Raw genomic sequence first — 20,216 nt, 5'->3', positions numbered from 1 at the left:
ATCATGTTTGATAACTTCCTCTGGGGTGCCTTCCCGTGGTTAGCCATCGCGGCATTCTTCGTGGGCATCTTCTGGCGTTGGCGTTCCGACCAATTCGGCTGGACCACCCACTCCTCCCAAATCTATGAATCCAAGCTGCTGCGTTTATCCTCGCCGCTTTTCCACTGGGGCATGGTCTTCGTCGTCATCGGCCACCTGATGGGCTTGGCATTCCCCAAGTCTTGGACCCAGGCCGTTGGCATCAGCGACCACGCCTACCACCTCCTGGCCACCATCCCAGGATCCATTGCTGCGCTGGCGGTCCTGCTGGGCTTTGCCGGGTTGCTGTACCGCAGGCTAAAGAACCGCTCCGTATTCTTGTCCACGTCCACCTCGGATAAGGTCATGTACGCGCTGCTCGGTCTCGCGCTGGTATCGGGTTCCTTTGCCACCTTTACCCTGCAGCTTTTTGACCTCGCCGGCACCGGCGGATACGACTACCGCGAAACCATTTCCCCGTGGCTGCGCCAGCTGTTGATCTTCAACATCCAGCCCGATCTCATGGCCAGTGCCCCGTGGCAATTTAAGGTCCACGTCCTCTGCGGTTTCACCATCATCGCCGTGTGGCCCTTTACCCGCCTGGTCCATGCCTTCTCGGCGCCGGTCGGCTACGTTACCCGCCCGTACGTGGTCTACCGTTCCCGCGATGAGCGCACCACCCCGATGCGCTCCAATACCGCGTGGGAGCCTATCCGCTCCAACCGGAAGCAATTGGAAGGAGAAACCCCGGGCCACGGTGCCTAGGTAGTTCCTCGGTCCTTTCACCGCTGCGCGCTGTCCAATATTTGGATGGCCCGCGGCGGTTTCCTTATGTCTACGTTTACTCCGGCGCTCCCCATGCACCCACCACTCGCCCTTCACGCTCACCGGCACAGCGGTACGACCGCAATCACAGCCGCCCTGTGAGCGCCAAGGGAGGTGGGCAATAAAGAACCCCCGCCCTTCGCGCTCACCGGCAAGGCGGTGCGCCCGTAGATACTTCCACCCAGTGAGCGCCAAGGGGAGGAAGCGATCGAAGAACCCACCCGCCCTTCGCGCTCACGGTAAGAGGTGGAACTACCTCTCGGCAGTGCCCTGGTGAGCGCGAAGGGCGGGGGTGGGGACGGGAAACTAAGGCCGCTTTATTCGGTGACGACGAACTTGCCGTGCTGTCCCTTCTCGGCGTTGGTCATGATGTGGTTGACAAAGGAATAGGTTCCGGGCTCGTTGAAGGTCATTTCCACAAACCCGCCTTGCGCGGGAAGCAGGTCGAAGGCCTGCGAGCCGGTCTTTTCCTCGTCCTTGATGAGATAGGCGCCTTCCTTGTAGGCGGTATCGAATTGCTCGCCCACCACGTGGAAGCTAAGCGGCTGATCGGGGCCCACGTTCAGGATCCACAGGCGAACGGTATCGCCTACCTTGGCCTTGATGGGATCGACGTCGTACTGGCTGGGGTAGTAATTAAAGGCCATGAGGTCGAACTCGCCATCGGCCACGCGCTGGGCGTCGGCGCCGGTCTTTTCCTCACCGAGGAAGACATCGTTGGCGATGAAGTTGTACTCGGCATCCACGTCCTTAAGATCTGGTGGATCGATAATGACGTTGCCGGCCATGCCGTTGGCGATGTGCAGGGACATCGGGGCAGTTGAGCAGTGGTACATCCAGATTCCGGCGCGATTTGCGGTGAACTCGTAGGTCAGTTCTTCCCCGGGCTGGATGGACTTCATGTTTTCATCGGGGCTGACCTCACCGGCGTGGAAGTCGATGGAATGGGCCATGCTGCCCTCGTTCTTGATGGTGATCTTGAACTTATCGCCCACCTTGCCGCGCAGCGTCGGCCCGGGCGCTTGGCCGTTAAAGAGCCATTGCATCTGCTTGACGCCGGGGGCTACCTCAACGATTTCCTCGGTCATAGACCAGGTTTCTTCATGCGTGGTGGTATTGGCCGCTGGCGCGAGGGAGGCGTCATGGGCTTTAAAACCTTCGCGGGAGGCGCCAAGCTCGGCGGCGCTGGGCACATCAACGTGCGGGTTGGATGCGCCTGCCACGGCGTGATGGTGGTGATCGTGCCCGCCGGTGCTTGGCGCGGAGTCGCCCACGTTGACGTCAAAGGTCATGCCTTGCAGGCGGTGACCAGCGATGGTGCAGTAGCCTTCGATGCTGGATTCGATCACACCGGCATCAAGCTGCACGGTATCGCCGGGATCGACGCGGCCGGTTTCGGCATCGCCAATCTTGAGATCGTGGACTTGGTCCCCGGTATTGGTGAAGTTAACCACCAAGTGAGTGCCGGGATCCACATCGACGTGGTTGGGGACGAAGGCCATGCCATCGACTTCCACGTCAATGGTGTGGGTTTCGCCTTCGGCCACAGAGCTCGACGGCTGGGAGTCCTTAGAGGTGGTATTGACTAGGGCCAGTGCGATAACCGCGGCAAGCGCGATGCCGATGAGCAACCACGAGGCCCACTGGGAGTTACCGGACTCCGGCGGCTTATCCTGTGGCTGTGGGGAAGAAACACTAAGCATTTAATTCTCCAGATTCTGTTGTTGGTAAACGGCGCGGCCCACGGCAAGCACGTTTAATGCTAAGCCTATCCCCATGAGGATAAGCCCGGCAGCCAGGGCATTGACAAGGCTCAGCAAGGCGCCGAGGTTGATGAGGACGAGTCGGGCAAAACCCGCGCGGTCCGCGGTAGCCCGGCCGTGGTGCACCTTGGCAGAACCGCCTCCCACCAGCGTGGGCAAGAGGTGGTGCAATACGCCCGTGACCATTTGCAAGACTCCACCACCGATGAAGGCCGGGACCAAAAATAGCGTGATGACGCGCGGATAGGCACCAAGCGCTGCGGCCACGGCATCCCCGGCACACAGGGCCACCATCCATAGCAGCCCCGCGATGACGGAAACCGATGCAGTGGTCAGCCGGGGGTTGCGCCCCAGCACGGTGGCCAGTACCGGTTGGATGATCATGATGGCGGCGAGCACGACGAGCAGCTGGGCGATGCCCGCCGCGCGCGTCCACCCCACCGCGCCGCAGACCATGGTCAGTGCCAGCCCGGCGCAGTGGACGATGAGCCCGCGCGTGCACCTGGTGCGCGCGGTGGGCGAAATCGCGGTGCTGGACAAGGTGGGAAGCAGCGTCACGATGGTGCCCACGATGGTCAGCCATGCAAATCCCCACACCATGCCGCGCGAATGGGCGGCCACCAAAAAGGAATAGTTGCCCACGCCATTGCCGCTTAAGATCACGAGCACCACGGAGGCGATCATGAAGATGGACGCGGCCGCGTAAAACGGCACCGTGACCGCGAAGGACCCGGAAAGCGATCCGCGCAAACGCGTGTAAGTGAAGGCGAGCTGCCAGGCAAGGGCGGCGATGATGAGGAGGGAGGCGGCATCGGCAAGCAGGCCCCAGTCATACCCCGCGCGATCGATAATGAGCAGGATAAGGCCCACCTGGATGAGCGCCACGCGCGCGCCCACGCCGCGGTAACCGTTATTGGCGGTGCGGGTAAGCGCCTCGGTGAAGTGGGTGGAAAATACGAGAATGGCCGTGGTCAGCGCGCCGATGGTCAGCGGGTGGATGAGATCCCACCACACCACGGGCGCACCCAGGTGACCCGCCACGTTGATACCGATGCCGATGAGCACCCACGCGCCGATAAGCGCAGCGGTCACGATGTGCCAGCGGCTGCGGGCGGCCAGGGAGATGTCATTAATGTGCACGGTGGGCCTCCTTCACCGACAAACTAATCCCGCAGGCGAGGAAAACCAAGACGGCGGCGATGGTAACCAGACCGCCCACCTGGTAGGCGACGGTATGGCGGGCGACATCGGCAAGAATGCGCAGCGCCAGCCCGCCGTGCAGGACCGCTACGGGAAGGAAGAGCACCGGATGGTAGGGCAAGTGGCGGCGGATGACGGAGGTAATGATGATGGGGGCATGGGCGAAAATCATGGATATGACAAAGCCCAAAAAGATGGCGTGCACCGAGGCGTCGTAGGCAAAGCCGGAGCTTTCCCCGTAGAGCAGCCAGAAATATCCGCCGAGGGCCAGCCAGAAATACCCGGCGAGCATGCACGCGGCGGAATAGCGCGGCAGCCCGCGCGAGCGCACCAGGTTTTTCGCCACATCCACGCGCACGGTGGAAACCGCAACGCCAATAAGCGCCACGCCCATGGCCCGATAGCCCACTGCCGGGGAGAGGATATAGACCACGCTGAGCGTCCCCAACCCCAAAACCCACAGCGTAATCCGCTTTTCTGCCTGGGTACCGGCCATAGTGATGCGGGCTAGCTCCATGCGCTCGCCGATGATCGTCGCTACCACGTAGAGCACGCACAGCGGCATCGCGGTAGAAAACCCCGGCGCTATGGCCCACAGCAGGGCCGCCGCTACCCCGCCGATGACGCCGGTGGCCTGCACGATGATGGACAAGGCGGGCTGGCGCCGGTGGATGGTGGCATAGATAAAGCCCAGCACGATGAAGCCGGCGGCAAAACACAAAGCCGGGACCTGCCGCGGCAGGCCCGCCACGATGCCCACGAAGCCGGAGACGTGGAAAATGGGGCCTACCCATGCCCACCGCGTGCGCACGGCGACGGCGCGCTCCAACCCGATGGCGCCGCCGACAAAGCCGAATACCATCAAGGGGCCATGATCCGCAGCCAGAGAAGCTGCCGGTGAGAATCCCACGCCGAGCAGGGATGCCCCGGCGGCGAGCCCAACCAACAAGGACAGCCCGGCGCAAGCAAGGAAGAAGAAGCGGTGCGCGAGCCTATTATTTATCACGGCTTTAATCGTACTAATATTGGTGGCAAGGTAAAACCCTCACCCCACCTCCGAAAGGATGACTCTCCCCCATGGAACTTCCCATCACCGATGCCTCTCAGCAGAACTCCATTCCCACCCTCAACGCCACTGAAATTCCACACGCCGTGCGCCACGGCGCCATCCACGGCGCTTTGGGCACGCTGAACGTGGGCCAAGCCATGATCCTCATTGCCCCGCACAACCCACTCCCTCTACTCAAGGAAGTGGAAGAGCGCGCGGAGGAATTTGAGCTGTCTTACCTCAAGGAAGAAGAAAACGACTATCACATCAAGTTCACGCGAATTTCGTAGTGTATTCCCGTGCTAATCGATAGGCTAAGTGGTGATAACTCTATCTCTCGTACATAGTTGTCTACATAACACGGAGCATTCACTATGAATAAGAAATTTGCCGCAGCCGCCGTGGCTGCGACCGGCCTGGCGCTCTCCGCCTGCTCTCCCGATACCTCCACCACCTCCGATGCAGAGCAGACCAGCTTGAACTTGCTGGCTGCATCGTCCACCCGCGTCATCAACGATGAGCTGGAAAAGCGCGCTTCCGAGTTCGACACCCCGGTTGACCTCGAGTTCCAAAATGGCGGCTCTTCCGACTTGGTCAATAAGCTGAGCGAGGGCGCTCCTGCAGACCTGCTGCTCACCGCGTCCAAGAAGACCATGGACAAGGCAATCAATGACGGAACCGTCAAGGACCCGAAGGTGCTTGCCACCAACGTCATGGTGATGGTTGTACCGAAGGGCAACCCGGGCAATATCCACTCCATCGAGGATCTGCAGAACGAAGACCGCTTCGTCATCTGTGACCCACAGGTTCCATGTGGCGATATCTCTTCCCAGATCATCGAAGAAAACAACCTGGACGTAAAGCCTGCCTCCCAGGAGCAGCAGGTCGCTGACGTTTTGGGCAAGGTTGTCTCCGGTGAGGCCAATGCCGGCTGGGTCTACTCCACCGACGCTGCAGCCGCTGGCGATGACGTAGAGGTCATCGAGATTCCGGATGCTGATAAGTTCGCCAACCAGATCCTGGGCGCCGTTTCCGCCGAGGCTGAGCACCCAGAAGAGGCGCAAAAAGTCCTCGACCTGTTGGCCGATGACTTTGATAAGACCTGGGAAGAGTACGGCTTTAACCCAGCAGATTAATAAATGACCCCTCCCCAGCCCATACGCCTTAAATCTCCCCTCGTTATCGGCCTTATCGGCCTCATCGCGGTCGTTGTCATCCTCGTTCCCGTAGCCTCCCTGGGGCTGCGCGTACCGTGGAACCGCATCGGCGAATACCTCGCCAAACCGGAGATTTGGGACATGCTCAAGCTGTCCCTTACCGCGGCATTCCAATCAATGCTGCTGGCGATGGTGCTGGGGACCGGTCTTGCCTTTTGGGTCCAACAGCTCGGCCGAGGCAGCGGCGTTATCCGCCTGTTCATTTATTTGCCCCTGGCCATGCCGCCCGTGGTGGGCGGCCTCGCGCTTACCGCAGCCATTGGCCGCAGGGGCTACTTGGCCCCGTTTCTTGACGCCATAGACTTCCATTTTGCTTTTGCTTTTCCCGGCGTCATCGCCGCGCAGTGCTTCGTCGCCTTGCCCTTCGTCGTGGTGGCGGTCGATTCCGCCCTGCGCCAATTGGATCAAGAGATCTTGGCCTCTGCCGCCAGCGTGGGACTTTCCCGCTGGGAGGTACTGCGAAAAATCACCATCCCCTCCATCGCCCCCGCCCTGGCCACCGGCGCCGGCCTTGCGTTTGCGCGCTCCCTTGGCGAGTTCGGTACCACGCTGACCTTTGCGGGCTCCCAGCCGGGCGTGACCCGCACGATGCCGCTCGGCATTTACTTGGAGCGCGAGGTCGATACCGATGGTGCCTATGTGCTCTCCGCCATCCTCATTGCGATGGCTATCCTCTGCCTCGCCCTCGCCGGGCTTCCCTCTCTCCTCCAGCGTTCCTACCGAGCGCAGGCCCGCGAGCTACACAGCATGGACTATGAGAAGCTCAGCGCCCTGACGGCCCCAGAAAAGGCCCCCACCCTAAACGTCACGGCGGATGGAGAGACCACGGAATTTACCCCGCGCGCGATCACGGCCATCGTCGGTTCCAATGGCTCGGGCAAGACCACACTCATGGGGCGCATCGCCGGGCGGCTGACCGGCGCGGAGATTACCGCCGACCCAGATGAGATCGTCCTGCTTACCCAGCGCCCCGGCCTGCCGCCGCGGGCCACCGCCAACCAGGCCATTGCGATGGTCACCCGCGATAAGCAGCGCGCCACGGAGTTGCTGGAGGCGGCGGGCTTGTGTGAGCTTAACGATGTCCCCGTGCCCGCCCTTTCCGGCGGCCAGGCCGCCCAAGTGGCCCTCGTCCGCGCGCTCGCCGCGCGGCCCACCATCCTGATTTTGGATGAGCCCTTGGCGGCCATCGACGTGGAATCCGCCAGCAAGTGGCGCCGCTTCCTGCGCGCTACCCGCCATGACCGCACCACCTTGCTGGTGACCCATAATGCGTTGGATATTGCCGGGCTTGCCGATGACATGGTGGTCATGAATTCCGGCCGCGTCACCGCCCACGGACCTGCCGCAGACCTCCTCGATGTCCCACCCACCGGCTTTGTGGCTAATATTGCAGGGCTCAACCGCGTGGAAGGCACCGTTTCAGAGGCCACCGCTGCCGAAACCGTCGTTACCTGTGGAAACACTACCGTCACCGGCGGGCCCGCCGAACTCCGCGCCGGCGATAAGGCAGCGGTCACGTTTAAGCCAAGCGACGTGCACCTGACGTCCGACGAGGCTACCGGGGTTAATCACTGGTCCACCAAGGTCATCGCGGTGGAAGCAGCCAGCATGGCGGATGCCCGGTTGAGCCTGAATATGGACGGCCACACCATTACCGTGCCGGTAAGCAGGCAGGTGGCTTTAGGTATTGATACGGGCGATACCGTATCCTATAGCGTGGCTAAAGATAAGATTTCTGTTAATCAAGCCCCTCATCAGCACTCAGAGATACGAAGTTAATCGCATGCCCAATTCGCTCCCCCGCCCCAGCTCCGATCTTTTCCCGGAAGCGCTCAAGCTATCGCCTAAGCAACGCGAGGTACTCACGCAGCTGCAGCATTATCCACGGGGAGCGCGCGCTGCAGAGGTAGCAAAAGATTTAGGCATGCACGTCAATACCGCGCGCGGGCACATCGATGAGCTCATTCAGGTCGGCGCCATTACCGCCGTTCCAGAACACAGCTCTGGGCGCGGGCGCCCTTCCCTAGTGTACCAGGCCCGCGTGCCGGATAACCGTGCCATCGCAGAGGAATACGTCAGCCTCATTAGCGTGCTGACCTCCATGCTCGCGGGCAAGGAAGAGCTCGATGATTTCTCTTCCCCACAGGCACGGGAATTGGGGCGGCAGTGGGCGCGCGCCACGGGCGCGGATATCCAGAGCGGCGCGCTCGATACCCTTTTTGCCACCCTGCGCGATATGGGTTTTGATCCCTCGCAGGGCGCGGATCCTTCCGAAATCGAGTTGAATGCCTGCCCGTTCGTCTCCTCCGGAACCACCCCGAGCCCCTTTGTCTGTGCCATACACGCTGGCTTTTTGCAAGAAGCCAGCGGTACGGACACGGACATCGCCTTAACGCCGATGCAGCGCCCCGAAGTGTGCCAAATCGAGATTAAGCCTGTGTAACTTCCACGCGGACCGGGCCCGCGACCTTGAGATCGAAGACGCGCAGGCCCTGCTCGCGGGCATCATCAAGAATGCTCTCGTCGATGTCCTCCGTGTGCAGCACCATCACCGTCGGCCCCGCCCCGGAAAGATAGGCGGCGTACCCGCGGTTGCGCAGGCGGTTCACCCACTCCGCGGTCACGGGAAGCACGTCGGCGCGATACGGCTGGTGCAAGCGGTCGCGGGTGCCTTCCCACAAAAGCTCTGGGTAGTTCTGCAATGCGGCTACCTGGACTGCGGTGCGGGAGACGTTAAAGGCGGCATCGGAATGCGTCACGTGCGAGGGCAGGACGCGGCGCACCGCCTGGGTGGAGGCATGGGAATCCGGCACCAGCGCGGTGGCCCGGATATCGGGATGCACGTTGATGGTAGCGGCCTTGTATTCCGGCAAGGAGCGGCCATCGACGGGCACCGTCGTCCACGAGACCACGGCGCTGCCCAGTACCGAGGCCGCGGCATTATCCGGGTGGCCCTCAAACGCCGAGGACAATTGCACGAGCTGATCTTGGGTCAGCGGGCTGCCCGCCAAGGCATTGCCCGCGGCAACGCCGGCGACCGCTGTAGACGCCGAAGAACCCAGACCGCGCGATTGGGGAATCGTATTATGCGAGACCACGCGCAGCCCTGGCACCGTAGCTTCGGCAGCAGATAGTGCGGACCGGATGGCCTTGACCATCAGGTGCGATCCATCGCGCGGAAGGTCATCTGCCCCCTCGCCAAAAATCTCCACCTCGAGGCCGGAGGGAATGACCTCCACCTCGGCGGTGTCGTACATGCTCAGTGACATGCCCAGGGTGTCATATCCCGGCCCCAAATTCGCCGTGGAGGCGGGGACGGTGACTATCGCTTTGGTGCCGACTTCAACTTCGATGCTCATGGTGACTAATATATCGAACCGTTTTAGCTGCCCAGGCGGATGACCGAGTGAACGGTTTTGACCTCATCGAGCTCGCCCAAGGCGGAGACGATGTTTTCCAGAGTTGCTTCCTTGGCTGCGTGGGTAACCACGATAAGGCGCGCGGTGTCCTCGCCGTCTTCTTGGCGCACGGTGCGCAGGGATACCCCATGCTGTGCGAAAAGCGCGGAAATGGCTTCCAAAACGCCGGCGCGGTCTTGGACCTCCATATCAATGTGGAAGCGGGTATCGACCTCGCCGAAGTCCGCAATCGGCAGGTTGGCGTAGGTATTCTCGCCAGGCGCGCGGCCGCCGTGGACGATATTGCGGGCGGCACCGACGACATCGCCAAGCACGGCCGAAGCGGTAGGGTTGCCGCCGGCACCATTGCCGTAAAACATGAGCGAGCCGGCTGCCTCTGCCTCGACGAAAATGGCGTTATAGGACTCGCTGACGGTAGCCAGCGGGTGCTCCTTGGCCACCAAGGTCGGGTGCACACGCGCGTTGACCACTTCGGATCCGTCCTCGCGGCGCAGGCGCTCACAAATGGCCAGCAGCTTGATGGAATAGCCGGCATCGTTTGCCGCGGCGATATCGTCTGCGGTGATATCGGTAATGCCCTCGCAGTGCACGTCCTCGAACTTCACGCGGGTGTGGAAGCCGATGGAGGCCATGATGGCGGCCTTCGATGCGGCATCGTGGCCCTCTACGTCCGCGGTGGGATCCGCCTCGGCGTAGCCCAAGCGGGTGGCTTCCGCTAAGGCCTCATCATAGGAAGCACCGGTGGATTCCATGGCGTCCAGGATGTAGTTGGTCGTGCCATTGACGATGCCGGAGATGCGCTCGATCTGGTCGCCAGCCAAAGAGCGGCGCAGCATGCCCACAACCGGAATGGCGGCAGCCACGGCCGCTTCAAAGTAGAGGTCAACCCCGGAGCGTTCCGCAGCCTCGGCCAATTCATCAGCGTGCGCGGCAACCAGCGCCTTATTCGCCGTCACCACGGACTTGGCGGAATTAAGCGCGGTCAAAACCAGCTCGCGCGGGAAATCGATCCCGCCGATGACCTCCACCACCAAGTCAATATCATCGCGGGAGATCAGGGCCTTGGCATCATCAGTCAGCAACTCGCTGGGCACGCCCGGGCGCAGCTTGTTCTTATTCTGGATAGCGATGCCGCGGATCTCTGCCGGCCCACCGATGCGATGAGCAAAGGCATCCGCATTCTCATCTAAGAGGCGGAAAACTTCCGCTCCCACGGTGCCGAATCCAAGCAGCGCAATGCCAACGGTTTCGCCTTCGCCCTTGCCGGTACGCGAATGTAGCTGTAGCTGACTGTTTGAAGCATCCATAGTCCGTCTCCATGTCGATTTAGTGGTGGAAAATGTCCCCCGCTTTACGCGGCTACAGGACACTATACAGAACGAGCTGTCTATATTGCGACATGCGGGGGATAATATTCGTTCAGCTACAGAAAACCCCCGCCGCACGGGCCGAATGCGGTCCCTGCGTTACGGGGGTAGTACTGGGCTTAATCCACTTCCAAGGACAAGAGGTCCTCGATAGTTTCGCGCCGCAACATGGGCTTGGTATTTCCCACGCGCGTTGCCACCACAGCCGGGCGCACCGCGCCGTTATACCGAGAAGACATCATGTACTGATACCCGCCGGTGGCCGCGAAAGCGAGCAAGTCCCCCGGCTGGATGTCATTGGGCAATTCGCCTTCTTCTAACAAGATATCGCCGGATTCGCAGTGGAAGCCCACGATGCGCGAGGGCACCATTTCGCCGTCACTAAAGCGGTTCACCAGGCGCACATCGTATTCAGAACCATAGAGCGCGGGGCGAATATTATCGGACATTCCCCCATCGATGGAGATATAACGGCGCACCGGCAAATCGGCCTTGCCGGTTTCCACGTCCTTGACCGTACCCACGCGGTAGACGGTCACGGCAGAACCCGCTACCAAGGAACGCCCCGGCTCCACGAGGAGGAACGGCGCCTTAATATCGAGATCTTCCGCGGTCTGGTCCACGGCGCGCAGCATGTCCTTTGCCACGCGGTCAATATCCAGCGCTTCCTCATAGGGCATATACGGAATACCAAAACCGCCGCCCAAGTCCAGCTCGGCTAGGTCAACGCCCAGCTCGGTGTGGATTTGGCGGTAGAGCTCCAGCACGCGCTCGGCGGCGAGTTTAAAACCCTCGGCATTGAAAACCTGAGAACCCACGTGGCAGTGCAAGCCACTCAAGTGGAGGTTTTCCACCTCAAGGCAGCGCTTCGCGGCGGCAAAAGCCGCACCGGTAGCCAGGGAAATACCGAATTTCTGGTCCTCGTGCGAGGTAGCAACGAACTCGTGCGTATGCGCATCCACACCCGGCTTAACGCGAATCATTACCGGCTGCACCACGCCAGCCTCGCCGGCGATGCGGTTGAGCTCTTCGAGCTCCTGCTCATTATCAATGACCACGTGGCCCACGCCTGCATCCACGCACAGGCGCAGGTATTCCTCGTCCTTATTATTGCCGTGCGCAGTAATGCGCGCGGCTGGGAACTCGGCGGCGAGAGCAATCTTTAGCTCATTGAGCGCGGCGGCATCGAGACACAGGCCCTCTTCGTTGACCCACTGCACGACCTTTTTGGAAATAAACGCTTTGGAGGCATAGTGCACGTGATCCGGCCCGCCGAAGGCACGCGCCATGTCTTGGCAGCGCGAGCGGAAGTCATCTTCATCGAAGACGTAGAGCGGGGTCTGGAATTCCTCTGCCAAATCCGGCAAAGGCACCTCAGCCACGGTGACGACGCCGTCTTCTTGGCGGCTCGCATTCCGCGGCCACACGTGGGCGGGAAGCTCATTGAAATCAGTCATTTACATCTTCTCCGGTGAGCTCACGCCAACCATGGTCAATGCATTGGACAGGACGACGCGGGAGGCTTCCGCCAATGCGAGGCGTGCGCTGTGAATGGGCTGCTCTTCCTCCCCTGCCTTGGGCAATACCTGGCAGGTGTCGTAGAAACGGTGGAATACGCCAGCCAACTCTTCGGCATAGCGCGCCACTCGGTGCGGCTCGCGCAGTTCCGCGGCATCTGCCACTACGGCAGGGAACTCACCCAGGGTGCGGATGAGGTCGCCTTCGCGCTCATGCTCCAGCAGGGAGAGGTCCGCACCCTCGGAGCTCACTCCTAGCTCGGCGGCCTTGCGCCCAATCGAGCACAGCCGCGCATGGCCGTATTGCACGTAGTAGACCGGATTATCCGAAGACTGCGACTCCCACAGGCCCAGGTCGATATCGATGGACTGATCCGCGGACGAGCGCACCAGCGAATACCGCGATGCATCGATACCGATGGCGGCGACCAAATCCTCAATGGTGATCACGGTGCCCGCGCGCTTAGACATGCGCACCGGCTTGCCATCGCGCAGCAGGTTGACCATCTGGCCAATGAGCACCTCGACGCCATCGGCGTCATAGCCCAGGGCGGCTGCTGCCGCCTTCAAGCGCGGTACATAACCGTGGTGGTCAGCGCCCAACATGTAGATATTGAGATCGTGACCGCGGTCGAATTTATCGGCCACATAGGCGATATCGCCGGCGATATAGGCCGCATTGCCGTCTGATTTCACCACGACGCGATCCTTAGAATCGCCATAATCAGTGGACTTGAGCCACCACGCATTGTCCGCCTCATAGAGGTGGCCTTCAGACTTCAGGGTCTCAAGCGCCTTATCTACTGCGCCAGATTCAAAGAGCGAGTTTTCGTGGAAGTAGACATCAAAGTCCACGCCAAATTCGTGCAGGGACTGCTTGATCTGGGCAAACATCATCTCCACGCCATCGGCGCGGAAGGTCTCCTGCACCTGCGCAGCATCACCCTCGAGCGCGCTGGGGTTCTTTTCCACCACCGCGCTGGCGATGTCGTGGATATAATCTCCGCCGTAGCCGTCCTCCGGCGTGGGCTCGCCCTTTGCGGCAGCAACCAAGGAGCGCGAGAAGCGGTCGATCTGGCCGCCGTGATCGTTGAAGTAGTACTCGCGGGTGACTTCTGCGCCGGAAGCCGTGAGCACCCTACCCAGCGAATCGCCGACGGCGGCCCACCGCGTACCACCCAGGTGAATCGGGCCGGTGGGGTTGGCGGATACAAATTCCAGGTTAATTTTCTTGCCCGCAAAGGAATCATTGGAACCGTAGCCCGCGCCTGCCTGCAGAATCTGGGCGACGATCTCACCCTGGGCAGCGGCGGCCAAGCGGATATTAATAAAGCCAGGGCCAGCAATATCGGCCTCTGCGATGGCGTCATGCTGGGCCAATTTTTCCGCTAACCAGGCACCGAATTCGCGCGGATTCGCGCCGGCCTTCTTGGCCACCTGCAGTGCGAGGTTGGTGGCATAGTCACCGTGTTCTGGGTTGCGGGGGCGCTCAACCGTGACAGAGTCCGGCAATACGGACGCGTCTAGGTCATGTTCTGTCATGACCGCGGTGGCGGATTCTTTAACTAAGGTGGCCAAATCAGCTGGAGTCATGTGGCAAGAGTCTAGTTCACTGCCCCGACACGTGCGAAAAGAAGCACTGACTAACTTTTCCGAGGGCGGAAATTGGTCATTTTCTAGACCTCTTAGGCAAACCTATATTGCGATATATATTACAAAATATATGCTGATAGAAGGAAAATTGCCCTACTTTTCACATAGTGACTGTGTAGAGTTAATTACACCTCCATGACTTAAAAAACTAATAAGGAGCACCGTATGCGCATTGCGCTTTTTTCTACTTGCATTGGTGACACCCTTTTTCCGGACGTCCAAAAGGCGACGGCATTGGTCCTTTCCCGGTTAGGTCACGAAGTTGTCCTTCCGGAAGAGCAAACCTGCTGCGGCCAGATGCACATCAACACCGGCTATCAGAAAGAAACTCTGGGGATGATTCGCTCTTATGCGGATGCCTTCGCGGATCCTTCCATTGACTACGTCGTGGCCGCCTCCGGCTCCTGCGTGGCAGCAGTTCGCGACCGCCACGAGAGCATCGCCGACCGCTACGGCACTTCCGCCGATGTCGATGGCGCGCAGAAGACCGCGGAAAAGACCTACGATCTCACGGAATTTTTGGTCGATATTGAAGGCGTGACCAACGTCGGCGCCTTCTTCCCGCACCGCGTGACCTACCACTCCGCCTGCCACGGCCTGCGCTTCCTCAAGCTGGAAGACCGCCCCTACAAGCTTTTGCAAGAAGTCGAGGGCATCGACTTGGCACCGCTGGCCAATAGCGAGGAATGCTGCGGCTTCGGCGGAACCTTTGCCCTGAAGAATCCGGAGGTCTCCCAGGCCATGGTCTCCGATAAGACCCGCCACATTAAAGACACCAAGGCCGAGTACGTGACCGCCGGCGACTCCTCCTGCCTGATGAATATCGGCGGCGCCCTGCACCGCCAGCGCTCCGGCATTCGCGCCCTGCACATGGCAGAGATTTTGGCCTCCACTAAGGAACACCCGTGGCAGCCTGACTCCGCCGCTTACTCCAAGGAGACGATGCTCTAATGACCTCTTTCCTCGACACCACCCCGCCACGCGCTCCTGAAGGCTACGGCAATCTGCGCGGTAGCAAGGCCTTCGTTCCGCTCGCGCACGTCGGGCTGAATAACGCCACCCAGCGCCACAACCTGCAGCACGCGACCACGACCATCCGCCAAAAGCGCGCCAACACCGTGCAGGAAGTAGATGACTGGCAGCAGCTCCGCAACGCCGGTTCTGCCCTTAAAGAAGACGTCGCCGCCCGCATGCCGGAGCTGCTCGAGCAGTTTGAAAAGGCCGTGTCTGACCGCGGCGGCATCGTCCACTGGGCACGCGATGCCAAGGAAGCCAACGAGATCATTGAAGGGCTCATCCGTGAAACGGGCGAGACCGATGTGGTCAAGGTGAAATCCATGGCCACCCAGGAAATCGGTTTGAACGAACACCTCGAAGAGGCCGGCATCCACGCCCAGGAAACCGACTTGGCAGAGCTCATCGTCCAGCTTGGTGACGATAAGCCATCGCACATTTTGGTGCCCGCAATCCACCGCAACCGCGCGGAGATACGCGATATCTTTGTCAATAAGATGCCCAATACGGATGACTCGCTAAAGGCTGAGCCCGCCGAATTGGCCGAGGCATCCCGTAAGTTCCTGCGCCAGCAGTTCATGAAGGCCAAGGTCGCCATTTCCGGCGCCAACTTCGGCGTTGCTGAAACCGGCACCGTAAACGTCGTGGAATCTGAGGGCAATGGCCGCATGTGCCTGACGCTGCCGGAAACGCTGATTACCGTCATGGGCATCGAAAAGCTCGTGCCCACCTTCCAGGACCTGGAAGTCTTCCTGCAGCTACTCCCCCGTTCCTCCACCGCGGAGCGCATGAACCCCTATACCTCCATGTGGTCCGGCGTGACAGAGGGCGATGGCCCGCAGAACTTCCACATCGTTCTGCTGGACAATGGGCGCACCGCTGCGCTGTCCTCGCCGATTGGCCACCAGGCGCTGAAGTGCATCCGTTGCTCGGCCTGCCTGAACGTCTGCCCCGTGTACGAGCGCGCCGGCGGTCACGCCTACGGCTCCGTGTACCCAGGCCCTATCGGCATCTCGCTAACGCCGCAGCTCACTGGCATGAAGGACCACAACGATCCATCGGCAAGCCTGCCGTATGCCTGCTCGCTGTGCGGACGCTGCGACGACGTGTGCCCGGTAAAGATTCCGCTTTCTGATGTCATCGTGGAAAACCGCCACCAGAAGGTCACCCACGCTGCCTCCCCGATCGAGCCGAAGCTCTTCAAGACGGTGCAGCTGCTCTGGGATAACCCGAAGATGTGGGATAAGGTCACCCACCTCGTAGCATTTGGCCGAGTGATGGGCGGATTCAATGGCACCATCGAATCTCTGCCGCTATTTTTGTCCGGTTGGTCCGATGGCCGCGATACCGCGATTCCACCGAAGAAATCCTTCCGCCAATGGTTCGACTCCGAAGAAGGCAAAGAGCTGCTGACCAATGCCCGTAAGGAGGCCAACAAGTGAGCGCCAAGCAAGACATCCTAAACCGCATTCGCTCGGCACAGAAGCAGGCTGGGCTCGCGGATCACGTCGATGTGCCGCGCGAATATCAGCGCAAAGGCACTCTAAACGATGATGAGCTGCGCGAGATGCTGGTCGATCGCCTCGAGGATTACAAGGCGGAAGTCCACGTCACGGAGGAAAGCGATCTCAAAAAGACGCTGGATACGATCGTCAACGATCGAAACTGTAAGGACATCCGCTACGCCCCGGGCATGAATGCCGATCTTTTTGACGGCCTTCCGGCCCGCCCGGACGACGAGGACGCGGATCCGCGCGAGCTTGACGATGCCGATGCCGTCGTCACCGAGTCCTTCGTGTCTTCCGCACAGACCGGCACCATCGTATTGCAGTCCGATTCCCGCTGCGGCCGCCGCGCGTTGACGCTGGTACCGGACCGCCACATCTGCATCGTCCGCCGCGACGAGGTGGTCTACGGTATCCCCGAGGTTATCTCCCGGATGGACCCCGACAAGCCCGCAACGTGGATTTCTGGCCCCTCCGCCACCTCCGATATCGAGCTCTCGCGCGTCGAGGGAGTGCACGGCCCGCGCGATCTCATTGTGATTATTGTGAAGTAGCGTGGTTAGGGTGCCGAGTTAGGGCACCCGCCGCGTGGAAATCACTGCTACGAACCTGAAAAAGCATAAGCTGACTCTGACGAACGCTATAGAAGTCGGAGCTTTAGCTTATGCTTTCTTTTTCTAGAAAAATTTCTACCGTAGTATGCGCCAGCGCCCTCGCACTGGGCGTGGCAGCCCCCACCGCCGCGGCGGCGGAGCCGGACATTACCTGGGAGGATTGCCCCGCTCAGGTGAACCTAGATGGCGCCGAATGCGGCCGGGTAGAGGTACCTACCTACTACGAAAACCCCGAGGCCGGTACCATTAGCGTCGGTTTCGTTCGCGTGCCCGCGGCACAGCCAGATGCGCGCCGCGGCGCGCTCTTTACCAACCCAGGCGGCCCCGGCGGTGACGCTTATTCTTGGGCTGGAAACGATGCCGTCGAGTGGCCCGAGGAGATCCGCAACGAGTGGGATCTGATCGGCGTCCAGCCGCGCGGCCTGCCTGGTTCCACCCCGGTGGATTGCGCTACCACCCCGAACTTCAATCCCATCGAGGCCACTACGCAGATCGGCAAGGCCACCCGCGATGCCTGCGAGCAGAATACCCCTGGATATACCAACTCTTTGACCACCGCCAACACCGCCCAAGACTGGGAAATGGTGCGCCAAGCGCTGGGTGAGGACGTCATTGACATCGCCGGCGTTTCCTACGGCACTTACCTTGGCTCGGCTTATGCCACCAAGTATCCGCAGCACACCGGCAAGGTGCTGCTTGATTCCGGCATGAGCCCGCAGCTGGCATGGAACGGCATCTTCGCCTCGCAGCAACAGGGATATGAAAATGCGCTGCAGGATCTTTTCCAATTCATCGCGGACAATGACGCCACCTACCACTTGGGTACTACCCCACTCCAGGTCTATGAAAAGTGGTCGCAGAAAGTCGCCATGGAAGCCGGCGCCCGCCCCACCGTATTGCCACCGGATGCGAAAATCGGTGACCTTCCACCAGGGCTCGAGTTCGCCGGCCAACCGGGCGCGGACATCATGACCGCCACGGGTGAGCTGCGCGTGCAGGCGGAATTCCTCGCCCACAAGGCGCTTAACCCGCAAGCAGATCAGAGGGCCTCTGTAACCTTGGGCAAGACCCGCGAAGTAGTCCCCATGCCCTCGCACTGGGACGAGTTTGCCAAGTACTTAAATGGCAGCGAGCCCCTCGAGGTCGTCGATGATCCGGAGCTTGCCCGCGCGGTGCAACAGCAAACTATCCAGATGATGAATATGCAAAACCTCATCGTCTGCAACGAGAACACCGTCGCCGGCAACCCGTGGCTCTTCCCCACCTACTTGTGGTCCAACTTCGTCACCGGCGATATCTTCTCCCTAGTTAATTCCATGTATGGATCTGGCGCCGGGTGCGGCGGCCGCGGACCCGTGACCGGCGGTGTCTCACTCGATGGCTCGCACCTTGCCACCAAGCCCCTGCAGATCCAAGGCACGGGCGATCCGCAGACCCCGTACCAGTATCACGAGGCACTCTCCCAGCCCATGCAATCGCGCGTCGTCACCGTCCACGGTCCCGGCCACGGGCACTTTGCGCTGGGCAATAAGGCCGTCGATGAAATTGGCGTGCACTATCTACGCACCGGTGAGGTAACCACCTCTGACGCACCGGGCCTGATTTAGTTCCGCGGCAGCCAATGCGCTAGAATCACATCGTTGGGAATTTTCCCAGCGATGTCTCCGTAGCTCAGCGGATTAGAGCATCGGTTTCCGGTACCGAAGGTCGCAGGTTCGATCCCTGTCGGGGACACAAAATTTTTAGCCCCCTCGCTCTTTGCCAGCGAGGGGGCTTCACTATAGCCCCGTTTTCGGATTAAGTAGCCACCGGCGGTTCAGGAAGCTCGTACCATCCTGAACCCCGAGGCTACCCCTCCAATACTAAACGAAAGGACAAAATCGTGAGCGCACGAACTCTCTACTTCATCGCCCTAGCCCTACTGGCCATATCCCTGACCATCAACGTCATCAACGGGTTCACTACCTCCAGCACCATTCTCACCGGTATGGCGGTGGTTGTACTTGGCTGTGCCACCTACAAGAAAGTATGGAAAAATAAGCCCGCGAATCACGGACGCAAAAGCCGAGCGAAAATTGTGAGACGGGGCTAGGGCCAGCGCGTGGCAGGTGTCGCGGGCTCCTCTTTAATGTGAGTAAAGATCCCCATATTTAGTCTCTATCCATAGAACGTAGAAAATTCCACCGTCTTTCCAGCCAACGAATGGAAGGTTCTCTTGGTGCCGGAACACGCGGAATTTGGTTAGCTCTTGGAACTGCCTAGGGATTTGAGCTTTGATTTCGTTTTTTGGGATAAATTCCGAGCCGAGCCCGTGCCTGTGGTGATTAACGAGATCTCTCCAAGAAATTAGTGAGCGTTTGTGCCATTTATCGAGGAACTCGCGGCGCATCCTATCGGTCATTTGCCCGAATCCCCATCCGCTCTGCAGAAACCTAGTGGACAGGAGCGGGTATTCGTTTGATGCTGCTCTTATGGCACTCAAGACGCTTGTATCGGCACCACTGTGACTCTTTGAGGCAGGCCGAGTGCCACGTCTCTTACTTTTCTTTCCCATATCTAGTCGAAGTACTCTTTGAGGTCTGCATCGGAAATCTCGAGCCCCCGTTCTTCTTCAACGAAGTTTTTCTTCCAAGGCGACTCCGTGTGGGTTTTATTACGTAAAGCCCATGCGGAATAGGGCCCGTACTTATTCCATACTTCAATCAAGGTATCTTCCACAGGCCGGTAATCGTCCCAGTTGAAGTCATCAGAAATAAACGTATCGGGGTCGATGGGGCTCTTGCCGTACTTTTTAAGCTCGTGGTAGATGCCTACAACGACAGGTCCGTGGGCCCATGCTTCCATCCGTTCATTGAAGAGAGGAACCCCTCCGGAGGCTCGCATGTAAAGCCCCTTTGCATAGTAGAGGAGCTTTTGAATTTTCAGCGGTGTGAGCTCGGCTTCTTCGGTTTCTTCAGCCCAAGCTACGAGCCATTCTGCGATTTGATGAGCAGTGTATTGCTTCATTGTGCACCTCCTTCCTGCTTGTTTTAAACGCTACAGCACGTGGAGAGCAC

General features: G+C 60.1%; 18 protein-coding genes and 1 tRNA gene. 11 read left to right on the top strand and 8 right to left on the bottom strand.

The genetic code is table 11. The features are described from left to right. The first annotated feature begins 3 nt into the window (after positions 1 to 3). Positions 4 to 783, top strand: a complete 780-nt coding sequence (narI, locus tag ACP8IT_RS05110) for a respiratory nitrate reductase subunit gamma (protein ID WP_005280178.1) — start codon at positions 4 to 6, stop codon at positions 781 to 783. Between the two features lie 377 nt (positions 784 to 1,160). On the opposite strand, the gene ACP8IT_RS05105 is transcribed toward narI, so the two are convergent. Genes ACP8IT_RS05105 through ACP8IT_RS05095 form a run of 3 tightly spaced genes read right to left on the bottom strand, consistent with a single transcriptional unit; the run spans position 1,161 to position 4,812 of the window. Further along, on the bottom strand, positions 1,161 to 2,546 hold the full coding sequence (locus tag ACP8IT_RS05105) for a multicopper oxidase domain-containing protein (RefSeq protein WP_474901677.1): 1,386 nt from the start codon (positions 2,544 to 2,546) through the stop codon (positions 1,161 to 1,163). Next, positions 2,547 to 3,746: a beta-carotene 15,15'-monooxygenase gene (locus tag ACP8IT_RS05100; RefSeq protein ID WP_490293072.1), complete on the bottom strand. Its 1,200-nt coding sequence runs from the start codon at positions 3,744 to 3,746 to the stop codon at positions 2,547 to 2,549. Beyond that, positions 3,736 to 4,812: a DUF8744 domain-containing protein gene (locus ACP8IT_RS05095; RefSeq protein ID WP_490290527.1), complete on the bottom strand. Its 1,077-nt coding sequence runs from the start codon at positions 4,810 to 4,812 to the stop codon at positions 3,736 to 3,738. The genes ACP8IT_RS05100 and ACP8IT_RS05095 overlap by 11 nt, the downstream gene beginning before the upstream one ends. A gap of 71 nt (positions 4,813 to 4,883) precedes the next feature. On the opposite strand from ACP8IT_RS05095, the gene ACP8IT_RS05090 reads away from it, so the two are divergent. The 4 genes from ACP8IT_RS05090 (at position 4,884) to ACP8IT_RS05075 (ending at position 8,514) form a co-directional block, all read left to right on the top strand. Further along, positions 4,884 to 5,144 (top strand): DUF2249 domain-containing protein, encoded by a 261-nt coding sequence (locus ACP8IT_RS05090; protein WP_278722630.1) that lies wholly within the window; start codon positions 4,884 to 4,886, stop codon positions 5,142 to 5,144. Between the two features lie 84 nt (positions 5,145 to 5,228). Beyond that, a complete protein-coding gene (modA, locus tag ACP8IT_RS05085) occupies positions 5,229 to 5,990 on the top strand; it encodes a molybdate ABC transporter substrate-binding protein (RefSeq protein WP_005280173.1) in 762 nt (253 codons plus the stop codon). A 3-nt stretch (positions 5,991 to 5,993) separates the two neighbouring features. Then, entirely contained in the window at positions 5,994 to 7,850 is a 1,857-nt protein-coding gene (locus ACP8IT_RS05080; protein WP_005280172.1) for an ATP-binding cassette domain-containing protein, read from the top strand. Positions 7,851 to 7,854: 4 nt separating this feature from the next. Then, entirely contained in the window at positions 7,855 to 8,514 is a 660-nt protein-coding gene (locus tag ACP8IT_RS05075) for a helix-turn-helix transcriptional regulator (protein WP_005280171.1), read from the top strand. On the opposite strand, the gene thrB is transcribed toward ACP8IT_RS05075, so the two are convergent. The 4 genes from thrB to argS all read right to left on the bottom strand — a co-directional run bounded on the left by thrB (position 8,501) and on the right by argS (position 13,967). Continuing rightward, entirely contained in the window at positions 8,501 to 9,430 is a 930-nt protein-coding gene (gene thrB / locus ACP8IT_RS05070; RefSeq protein WP_005280170.1) for a homoserine kinase, read from the bottom strand. The two genes, ACP8IT_RS05075 and thrB, sit on opposite strands and share 14 nt — an antisense overlap. A gap of 23 nt (positions 9,431 to 9,453) precedes the next feature. After that, entirely contained in the window at positions 9,454 to 10,797 is a 1,344-nt protein-coding gene (locus ACP8IT_RS05065; RefSeq protein WP_474896854.1) for a homoserine dehydrogenase, read from the bottom strand. A gap of 179 nt (positions 10,798 to 10,976) precedes the next feature. Further along, positions 10,977 to 12,314, bottom strand: coding sequence for a diaminopimelate decarboxylase (gene lysA, locus ACP8IT_RS05060; RefSeq protein ID WP_023017770.1), 1,338 nt, complete (start codon positions 12,312 to 12,314; stop codon positions 10,977 to 10,979). Continuing rightward, positions 12,315 to 13,967, bottom strand: coding sequence for an arginine--tRNA ligase (gene argS / locus ACP8IT_RS05055; RefSeq protein WP_490290526.1), 1,653 nt, complete (start codon positions 13,965 to 13,967; stop codon positions 12,315 to 12,317). It abuts the gene before it with no gap. Between the two features lie 225 nt (positions 13,968 to 14,192). Between argS and ACP8IT_RS05050 the strand changes: the two genes are divergently transcribed. The 6 genes from ACP8IT_RS05050 to ACP8IT_RS05025 all read left to right on the top strand — a co-directional run bounded on the left by ACP8IT_RS05050 (position 14,193) and on the right by ACP8IT_RS05025 (position 19,252). After that, positions 14,193 to 14,978 (top strand): (Fe-S)-binding protein, encoded by a 786-nt coding sequence (locus ACP8IT_RS05050; protein ID WP_490290525.1) that lies wholly within the window; start codon positions 14,193 to 14,195, stop codon positions 14,976 to 14,978. Beyond that, entirely contained in the window at positions 14,978 to 16,483 is a 1,506-nt protein-coding gene (locus tag ACP8IT_RS05045) for a lactate utilization protein B (protein ID WP_490290524.1), read from the top strand. Before ACP8IT_RS05050 ends, ACP8IT_RS05045 begins: the two co-directional genes overlap by 1 nt. After that, complete coding sequence (locus tag ACP8IT_RS05040; protein WP_023031022.1) at positions 16,480 to 17,100, top strand: LutC/YkgG family protein; 621 nt, start codon at positions 16,480 to 16,482, stop codon at positions 17,098 to 17,100. The genes ACP8IT_RS05045 and ACP8IT_RS05040 overlap by 4 nt, the downstream gene beginning before the upstream one ends. Before the next feature lie 110 nt (positions 17,101 to 17,210). Then, positions 17,211 to 18,767, top strand: a complete 1,557-nt coding sequence (locus tag ACP8IT_RS05035) for an alpha/beta fold hydrolase (RefSeq protein WP_490290523.1) — start codon at positions 17,211 to 17,213, stop codon at positions 18,765 to 18,767. 53 nt (positions 18,768 to 18,820) lie between these two features. Then, positions 18,821 to 18,894, top strand: a tRNA-Arg gene (locus ACP8IT_RS05030). A 148-nt stretch (positions 18,895 to 19,042) separates the two neighbouring features. Continuing rightward, positions 19,043 to 19,252 carry a hypothetical protein gene (locus tag ACP8IT_RS05025; RefSeq protein ID WP_284624281.1) on the top strand — a complete coding sequence of 70 codons (210 nt, stop codon included), beginning with the start codon at positions 19,043 to 19,045 and terminating at the stop codon, positions 19,250 to 19,252. A 464-nt stretch (positions 19,253 to 19,716) separates the two neighbouring features. On the opposite strand, the gene ACP8IT_RS05020 is transcribed toward ACP8IT_RS05025, so the two are convergent. Continuing rightward, a complete protein-coding gene (locus ACP8IT_RS05020) occupies positions 19,717 to 20,166 on the bottom strand; it encodes a Panacea domain-containing protein (RefSeq protein WP_490290522.1) in 450 nt (149 codons plus the stop codon). Positions 20,167 to 20,216: the final 50 nt, after the last annotated feature.

The organism is Corynebacterium sp. LaCa_23, from assembly GCF_058182375.1.
Note: the sequence above shows the minus strand (reverse complement) of the source record. Positions and strands in the feature narration are given on the sequence as shown.